The 8437-nt window shown below is 72.4% G+C and carries 9 protein-coding genes; 5 read left to right on the forward strand and 4 right to left on the reverse strand.

From position 1 onward, the window contains the following. Nucleotides 1-87: 87 nt before the first annotated feature. The 3 genes from ACWEN3_RS34940 to paaI all read right to left on the reverse strand — a co-directional run bounded on the left by ACWEN3_RS34940 (nt 88) and on the right by paaI (nt 2805). Nucleotides 88-705: a TOPRIM nucleotidyl transferase/hydrolase domain-containing protein gene (locus tag ACWEN3_RS34940; protein ID WP_452979269.1), complete on the reverse strand. Its 618-nt coding sequence runs from the start codon at nt 703-705 to the stop codon at nt 88-90. A gap of 313 nt (nt 706-1018) precedes the next feature. Next, on the reverse strand, nt 1019-2365 hold the full coding sequence (gene paaK / locus ACWEN3_RS34945) for a phenylacetate--CoA ligase PaaK (RefSeq protein ID WP_452979272.1): 1347 nt from the start codon (nt 2363-2365) through the stop codon (nt 1019-1021). Continuing rightward, a complete protein-coding gene (gene paaI / locus ACWEN3_RS34950) occupies nt 2362-2805 on the reverse strand; it encodes a hydroxyphenylacetyl-CoA thioesterase PaaI (protein ID WP_452979274.1) in 444 nt (147 codons plus the stop codon). Before paaI ends, paaK begins: the two co-directional genes overlap by 4 nt. Nucleotides 2806-3069: 264 nt before the next feature. On the opposite strand from paaI, the gene paaA reads away from it, so the two are divergent. Genes paaA through paaE form a run of 5 tightly spaced genes read left to right on the forward strand, consistent with a single transcriptional unit; the run spans nt 3070 to nt 6828 of the window. Next, entirely contained in the window at nt 3070-4056 is a 987-nt protein-coding gene (gene paaA / locus ACWEN3_RS34955; protein WP_452979277.1) for a 1,2-phenylacetyl-CoA epoxidase subunit PaaA, read from the forward strand. Next, nucleotides 4053-4355 (forward strand): 1,2-phenylacetyl-CoA epoxidase subunit PaaB, encoded by a 303-nt coding sequence (gene paaB / locus ACWEN3_RS34960; protein WP_452979280.1) that lies wholly within the window; start codon nt 4053-4055, stop codon nt 4353-4355. The genes paaA and paaB overlap by 4 nt, the downstream gene beginning before the upstream one ends. Before the next feature lie 9 nt (nt 4356-4364). Further along, a complete protein-coding gene (gene paaC / locus ACWEN3_RS34965) occupies nt 4365-5201 on the forward strand; it encodes a 1,2-phenylacetyl-CoA epoxidase subunit PaaC (protein WP_452979283.1) in 837 nt (278 codons plus the stop codon). Beyond that, the gene (paaD, locus tag ACWEN3_RS34970) at nt 5195-5710 is read left to right on the forward strand and encodes a 1,2-phenylacetyl-CoA epoxidase subunit PaaD (RefSeq protein ID WP_452979285.1); all 516 of its coding nucleotides are present in this window, start codon (nt 5195-5197) and stop codon (nt 5708-5710) included. Before paaC ends, paaD begins: the two co-directional genes overlap by 7 nt. Continuing rightward, nucleotides 5710-6828 (forward strand): 1,2-phenylacetyl-CoA epoxidase subunit PaaE, encoded by a 1119-nt coding sequence (paaE, locus tag ACWEN3_RS34975; RefSeq protein WP_452979288.1) that lies wholly within the window; start codon nt 5710-5712, stop codon nt 6826-6828. Before paaD ends, paaE begins: the two co-directional genes overlap by 1 nt. A gap of 145 nt (nt 6829-6973) precedes the next feature. On the opposite strand, the gene ACWEN3_RS34980 is transcribed toward paaE, so the two are convergent. Then, the gene (locus ACWEN3_RS34980; RefSeq protein ID WP_452979289.1) at nt 6974-8086 is read right to left on the reverse strand and encodes an aminotransferase class V-fold PLP-dependent enzyme; all 1113 of its coding nucleotides are present in this window, start codon (nt 8084-8086) and stop codon (nt 6974-6976) included. Between the last annotated feature and the right edge of the window lie 351 nt (nt 8087-8437).

The raw sequence follows: 8437 nt of genomic DNA on the forward strand, positions 1-8437 counted from the left end.
GCCGCTGCCGCCACGCTGCTCCTCGGCGGCGCCGGTGTGCTCACCATGACGCCCGCCAACGCGGCGGGGATCGACGGTGCCCGGTGGTCAGAGGCCGGCGAGCAGGCCGTCGAGCGGGGCGGGTTCGCGGGCGGGGTCGAGGGCTTCGACGAGGACGCGGCCGTAGCGGATCTTGCGCCCCTTCGTGGTGCCGAGGAAGCGCCGCAACTGCTGGTGCGAGGTGCGGTCTTGCTGCGCGGGCTGACGCCGGAAGGTCTGCAGGGCGCGCGACTCGCCCTCCCCACGGACCAGTTCCTCCACCCGCGTCACGCCCAGCGCGCGGATCAGCTCGTCCTCCAGGTCCGCCGCGCAGACGAAGAACCTTTGCTCTGCGGTGCCTTCCCGCTCCAGGGCGCGGGCGTAGTAGCCCCGCTCCCCCTCGTCGCACAGTCCCGTGAGGCGCAGGCCCAGGCCGGACGGCCCGAGGAGGCGGACGAAGCGGCCGACGCTCATCGCGCCGCCCATCGGCAGGACGCAGACTCCCTCGGCCGCCAGGTCCCGGCCGCGGCGCGCGGCCAGCGCGCCGACCGCCGCGGCGTCGCTCGGTCCTTCGAGCAGGACGGCCGCCCGGACGGTCAGCCGCTCGGCCAGCTCGCACGCCGGGTCGCCGGGCCCGCCGGCCGCCCACGCGGTGACCGCGTCCCGGAACACCCCCATGTCAGCCATGGGACGAGTCTCCGCCCTCGGCGGCCGCCACGGTAGGGAATTTCCGCCGCCGCGCCCGTCGCGGGTGAGCGGTCGGGCCGGCGGCGCGCGAGGAGAAAGCCGCCGCGGCTCGCGGGCATGCTCGGAAGAGCCGACGGCGAAAGCCGTTCTGCCGGGCCGACTCCGAGAGCGATCCGTCGGGCCGCCTCCGGGAGGGATCCGTCGGGCCGCCTCCGGGAGGGATCCCGGGAGGGATCCGCCGACCCAACTCCGAAAGGGACCCGTCCCGTTCCGGGCCCGGTTCGTCCCCGCGCCGAGACGCGCGGCCCGAAGATCAGGCCCCGCGCAGATCCTTGACGCGGCGGAGCTTGCCGAGTGAGCGCTCCAGCGTCTCCGGCTCGACGATCGTCACCTCCACGGTGACGCCGACGCCGTCCTTGACTCCCGTGGCGATCAGCCGCGCGGCGGCCTCCCGCTGCTCGGGACCGCTGTCGGGGCGGGCCTCCACGCGCACCGTCATGTGGTCCATCCGCCCCCGCTGGGTGAGCTGGATCTGGAAGTGCGGGGCGACGCCCGGCGTGCGGAGGACGATCTCCTCGATCTGGCTCGGGAAGACGTTGACTCCACGCAGGATGATCATGTCGTCGCAGCGGCCGGTGATCTTCTCGATGCGGCGGAAGGCCGGGCGGGCCGTGCCGGGCAGGAGACGGGTCAGGTCGCGCGTGCGGTAGCGGATGATCGGCAGCGCCTCCTTGGTGAGGGAGGTGAAGACGAGCTCGCCGCTCTCGCCGTCGGGCAGGACCTCGTCCGTGATCGGGTCGACGACTTCCGGGCGGAAGTGGTCCTCCCAGACGTGCAGACCGTCCTTGGTCTCCACGCACTCCTGGGCCACGCCCGGACCCATCACCTCGGACAGGCCGTAGATGTCCACGGCGTGGATGTCCATGCGCTCCTCGATCTCACGGCGCATCTCCTCCGTCCACGGCTCGGCGCCGAAGATGCCGATCCGCAGCGAGGTGGTACGGGGGTCCACGCCCTGGCGCTCGAACTCGTCGAGCAGGGTGAGCAGGTAGGACGGGGTGATCATGATGATCTCGGGCTGGAAGTCCTGGATGATCTGGACCTGGCGGGCCGTCATGCCTCCCGAGGCGGGGATGACGGTGCAGCCGGCGCGCTCGGCGCCGTAGTGCGCTCCGAGTCCTCCGGTGAACAGGCCGTACCCGTAGCTGATGTGCACCTTGTGGCCCGGGCGGCCGCCGGCGGCCCGGATCGAACGGGCGATCAGGTCGGCCCAGGTGGAGAGGTCCTGCTCCGTGTAGCCGACGACGGTGGGGCGGCCGGTCGTGCCGCTGGACGCGTGGATGCGGCGGACCTCGGACATGGGCACGGCGAACATGCCGAAGGGGTACGTCTCCCGCAGGTCGGCCTTCGTGGTGAACGGGAAGCGGGCCAGGTCCTCCAGCGAACGGCAGTCCTGCGGCCCGACGCCGGCCGCGTCGAATTTCTTCCGGTACAGCTCGACGTTGTCGTAGGCGTGGCGCAGTGTCGCCTGGAGACGGCGCAGCTGCAGGTCGAGCAGCTCCTCCCGGGTGAGGTGCTCCGCGTCGTCCAGCAGCTCCGCGGGACAGGGCTCGCCGCGACGCCCCCATGCGGCGGGCGTGGTGTTCAGCTCGATGCTCATCGCGACTCCTTGGCTGTGCTGCCCCTGAGGGTGCGGCTGCGGCCACGGAACTCCGCGACCACCTCTTCACCGCGCATCACGGTGACGTCGTAGATGCCGCTGCGGCCGAACCGGGTGCGCTCGTGGGCGGTGGCCACCAGGACGTCACCCTCGTACACCGCGGCCACGAAGTCGATGTCGGCTCCGGCGGCGACCGTCGTCGGTCCGTGGCTGTTGCATGCGCAGGCGAAGGCGGTGTCGGCGAAGAGGAAGAGATAGCCGCCATGGGCGATCTTGTGTCCGTTGACCATGGCGGAGGTAACGGTCATGCGCAGCACGGCGGTCCCGAGGCCGTGTCGCAGCAGCTCGATTCCCAGGCTCCGGGAGGCTTCGTCCGCGCCGAACATCGCCTCGACCGGTCCTTCTGCACCATTGGCGGCTTGAGTCACTGTATCCACCATCTTGTGTCCCGACCGAACATTCGGTTAGCGTGCGGCACCGCCATGTAACTCAGCCACATCGATGCCTGTCAAGAGGTGGACCGCAGGCCACGGACGGAACTGGGCCGGGAGGCCGGGCAAGGGTTCTGCGTATGGCCGATACCACGGTTCCGGCCGGCGGGAAGCCTCCGTCCAGGGATGTTGAAAGGCCGCCCCACTTCCAAAACCAGGGGAGCTCGTCATATCATGAACCGAACGAACGGTCGGTTGGGATAGGTGGTAGGGATGACTGCACGGCAGGCCGGGCCCCCGTCGGCGGACGAAGCGCCGCCCGAGCTCCAGGAGCGCTTCGAGGACACCATCGCGCGCGACCAGCGGATCGAGCCGCGGGACTGGATGCCGGACGGCTACCGCAAGACCCTGGTCCGGCAGGTCGCCCAGCACGCGCACTCGGAGATCATCGGCATGCAGCCGGAGGGCGAGTGGATCACCCGCGCGCCGTCGCTGCGCCGCAAGGCCATCCTGTTCGCCAAGGTCCAGGACGAGGCCGGCCACGGGCTCTACCTGTACTCGGCGGCCGAGACCCTGGGCGTCGACCGCGCCGACCTCACCGAGCGTCTGCTCGAAGGCCGCCAGAAGTACTCCTCGATCTTCAACTACCCGACCCTCAGCTTCGCCGACGTCGGTGTCATCGGCTGGTTCGTGGACGGCGCCGCCATCTGCAACCAGGTGCCGCTGTGCCGCAGCTCCTACGGCCCGTACGCGCGTGCCATGGTCCGCATCTGCAAGGAGGAGTCCTTCCACCAGCGGCAGGGCTACGAACTGCTGATGACCATGATGCGCGGCACCGAGGGCCAGCGGGAGATGGTCCAGGACGCGGTGAACCGCTGGTGGTGGCCGTCGCTGATGATGTTCGGACCGCCCGACGACGACTCGCCCAACTCGGCGCGCTCCATGGCCTGGAAGATCAAGCGGCACAGCAACGACGAGCTGCGCCAGCGGTTCGTGGACATGACCGTGCCGCAGGCCGAGAAGCTGGGCGTCACCCTCCCCGACCCCGAGCTGCGCTGGAACGAGGAGCGCGGCCGGTACGACTTCGGCACCCCCGACTGGGCCGAACTGAAGCGAGTGATCAGCGGCGACGGGCCGTGCAACGACGAGCGGATGGCGCGGCGCCGGGCCGCCCACGAGGAGGGCGCCTGGGTGCGCGAGGCGGCAGCCGCGCACGCCGCCAAGCAGGCCGCCAGGACGCAGAAGGGAACAGCGGCATGAGTGAGACGCAGACCAAGAGGGACGGCTGGCCGCTGTACGAGGTGTTCGTACGGGGCAAGCGCGGACTCAACCACGTCCACGTCGGCTCCCTGCACGCCGCCGACGACCGCATGGCCCTCACCCACGCCCGCGACCTCTACACCCGGCGCAACGAGGGCGTGAGCATCTGGGTGGTGCGCTCCGAGTACATCGCCGCCTCCACCCGCGACGAGAAGGACCCCTTCTTCGACCCGAGCGCCGACAAGGTCTACCGGCACCCCACCTTCTACGACATCCCCGACGACGTCCCGCACATCTAGGAGCAGGTCATGAGCGACGATCACGTCTACCTGTCCCTGGCCGAGGGACACGACGACAGCGACGCCCGCTGGGCCTTCGGCACCGGCTTCGAGGACCCGCTGTACGGCGTGAGCACCGCCGTCCCCGAGGACATCGACCGGGCCGAACTGGCCGCGTGCTGCCTGGCCCTCGGCGACGACGCCCTCGTCACCGCCCAGCGGCTGGCCGAGTGGACCACCCGCGCCCCGGAACTGGAGGAGGAGGTGGCGCTGGCCAACATCGGCCTCGACCTCCTCGGCCAGGCCCGGCTGCTGTACGCCCGCTGCGGCCAGGTCGACGGCACCGAACGCGGCGAGGACGCCTACGCCTACTTCCGCGAGGCGGACGACTTCCGCAACGTGACCCTGGCCGAACTGCCCAACGGGGACTTCGCGTTCTCCGTGGCACGGCTGCTGGTCCTCGCCAGCTGGCGCCTGGCCCACTTCGAGCGGCTCGCCGCCTCCGCCGACCCGGTGCTCGCCGCCGTCGCCGCCAAGGGCGTGAAGGAACTGACCTACCACCGCCAGTACGCGGCCGAGTGGGTCGTCCGCCTCGGTGACGGCACCGAGGAGTCCCACCGGCGCATGCAGGCCGGACTCGACCAAGTGATGCCGTACGCAGGCGAGTTGTTCGCGGCGCACGACGCCGGGGAGACCGTCCTCGCCGTACTGCGGCAGGTCACCGAGGCCGCGGGCCTGTCCCTGCCGGACGTACCCGCCCCCTCGGCAACCGGTCCCGGACGCGAGGGCCGCCACACCGAGCACCTCGTCCCGCTCCTCGCGGAACTGCAGAGCGTGGCCCGTGCCCACCCGGAGGCGACATGGTGACCCTCCTCACCGACGCCCACCGCGCCCGGCACATCGCCGAGCAGGTGCCCGACCCCGAGCTGCCCATGCTCACCCTCGCCGACCTAGGCGTGCTGCGCGAGGTACGGGTTACTCCCGACGGCACGGTCGTCGCAGACCTCACGCCCACCTACTCCGGCTGCCCCGCCATGTCCGAGATGCGGGCGGGTGTGGCCGCGCGGCTCAAGGGCGCCGGCTACGAGCGCGTCGAGGTGCGCACCGTCCTGGACCCGCCGTGGACCACCGACTGGATCACCCCCGAGGGCCGCCGCAAGCTCGCCGAGCACGGCATCGCACCCCCCGGTCCGGCGCCGCGCCCGGCGCCCGGGCCCGTGCCGCTGGTCCTGACCGCCATCCGCCGAGCGGTGGCGTGCCCGCGCTGCGGCACCACGGACACGGAGGAGACCTCCCGCTTCGGCGCCACCTCCTGCAAGGCGCTGTGGCGCTGCCGCGCCTGCCGCGAACCGTTCGAGTACGTCAAGGAGATCTGATGGAGGACCTGTTGGCCCCCGCCGACGCCGCCCCCGCCCCGGTGCGGCGCACGCGCCGCCGCCCGGCCTTCCACAGCTTGCGGGTGGCAGCGGTGGAGCGGCTGTGCGAGGACGCCGTCGCGGTCAGCTTCGACATCCCCGACGAGCTGGCGCGGGAGTTCGCCTTCGAGCCCGGCCAGTCGCTCACCCTGCGCCGCGAGGTGGACGGACGCGACGAGCGGCGCTCGTACTCGATCTGCTCCCCGGCCGGTTCCCGGCCCCGGATCGGCGTCCGGGTGGTGCCCGGGGGTCTGTTCTCCTCCTGGCTGGTGAACGAGGTCGAGCCGGGCGACACCGTCGAGGTGATGGGCCCGGTAGGCGCCTTCACCCCCGACCTGACCACGCCCGGACACCATGTGCTCATCGCGGCGGGCTCGGGCATCACGCCCATGGTCTCCATCGCCGAGTCGGTCCTCGCCGCCGACGAGTACTCCCAGGTCACCCTCTTCTACGGCAACCGCCGCACCGGCTCCGTGATGTTCGCCGACGAACTGGCGGACCTGAAGGACCTCTACCCCGCGCGGTTCCAGCTCGCGCACGTGCTCTCCCGTGAACCGCGCGAGGCCGACCTGCTGACCGGCCGCCTGGACGCCGACCGTCTGTCGGCGCTCATCGACGGCCTGGTCGACGTCGCCGACGCCGACCACTGGTGGCTGTGCGGCCCGCACGGCATGGTCCTGGACGCCCAGCGGGTGCTGGCCGGGCTGGGCGTGCCGGACGACCGGATCCACCAGGAACTCTTCTTCGCCGGCGACGAGCCCGTCACGGCCGTACGCCACGAGGAGCCCCGCGCCGACGGCCCGGTCAGCCAGGTCACCGTCGTCCTGGACGGCCGCTCCACCACCTCCGCGCTCCCGCGCGAGGCCACCATCCTGGACTCCGCGTCGCGGGTCCGCCCCGACCTGCCCTTCGCCTGCAAGGGCGGCGTCTGCGGCACCTGCCGCGCCCACATCACCGAGGGCAAGGCCGACATGCGCCGCAACTACGCCCTCGAACCCGCCGAGGTGGACGCCGGCTACGTGCTGACCTGCCAGTCCTACCCCGTCTCCGACACGGTGACGGTCGACTACGACAGCTGAGCGGCACCGCCGCCACGGAGGCTCGGGCCGGTTTGTCCGGCCCCAGGGGGCGGACCCACGCGGGTCCGCCCCCTGGAGTCTCCGGCCGAGCCTTCACCAAGAGCAGGGCGGCAGAGACGGTGGCCCAACGCCGTACACAGGCCGGTCAGTTCCGCAGCGCCGACAGCGCGGCGGCGACCCGCTCGGACGCCTCCGGCGGGGTCGAGGCGTGCGGGGACAGCCTGAGGGAGTCGGTGCGCACCGTCGGGGTGACACCCTCGGCGTGGAGCGACTTCGCGACGAGCGCCGGATCGTGGTCCGGCATCGTGAAGGAGAGGATGCCCGCGCGCCGCGCCGGGTCGGTGGGGGAGAGGACGCGGCCGCCGTACTCCCGTACGACCTGGGTGAGTTCGGCGATCCGCGTCGCGATCGCGGCCTCGATCGCGACGACGGTGTGCCGCTGGACCAGGTCCAGCGCGGCCGCGAACGCGGCGGCCGTCACCGGGCTGAGGTTGGTGATCGACCACCGGCGCGCGTCCGGGGCGGGCGGATGCTCCGCTCCGTCGAAGACGCCGACGTCCTCCACGCCGGTCCAGCCGGTCAGGACCGGCTCCAGGGACTCCAGCGCACGGTCGGACAACGTCGCGAAGCCGGTGGCCCAGCCCGCGCGCAGCCACTTCTGACCGCCCGCCACCACGACGTCGGCCGCCTCCCAGGGCATCGCGGCGACACCGAACGCCTGGATGGCGTCCACGATCAGCAGCCGGTCCGGCCCGATCGCCTCGCGCAACGCCGCCAGGTCGGCACGGAAGCCGGTGCGGAAGTCCACGGCGCTGACGGACACGGCGACCACGTCGTCGGTCAGCGCGGCCCGGACCAGGTCGGGGGTCACGCCGGCGCCGGGCGCCGGGTCGAGCCAGCGCGGTGTGGCCCGGCCCAGGTCCGAGGTGCGGCGCCACGGGTAGTGGTTGGCGGGGAAGTCGGTGCGCGGCGCGAGCACCACGCCCTCGCGGATGCCCAGAGCGGCGTGGAACAGGCCGGTGGACGCGTTGGGCAGCAGCACGGTGTGCCGGGCGTCGGTGCCCGCGAGACGGGCTGCCGCGTCCCGCGCGGCCCCCTCCGCGCCCATCAGGCCGTCCACGGTGGTGTGGTCGGCCCGGGCGGACTCCTCCAAGGCGCGCGCCGTGGCGCCCACGGCATCCCGCGACGGCGGCCCGAACCGCGCGAAGTCGAGATACCCGGCGGGCGTGTCGAAGTGGTCTGCGTACGACGTGAGCACGGGGCTCGTCCTTTCGGAGCGGTTGGGGGAGTTGCGGGAGGTGTGGATCGGGCGACGGTGTGGGGTTAGTGGTGTGGCGTGGTGCCGGCGCGCCGGGTGAGGAGTGCCACGCGTCCGACCGGTCGGCGTCCCGCCGCTCACCTCCGCGTGTCCTCCCCGCCCGCTCGCACGGTACGCGCCGCGCACCGCACGGATCGTCCCGGGGTGCCGGCCGACGTCGGCGGTCGAGCCCGCCAGTCCCCGCAACGACCTTGCTTGGCGCTCGGGCGGCCGGCGGACCCCTGCCCTACATCGCACATCGCGAGCCGCCACCCCGGCGGCGGCCAGCCCGTGAGCACCCTCGTCAGCGGT

Source organism: Streptomyces sp. NPDC004561 (assembly GCF_053602155.1).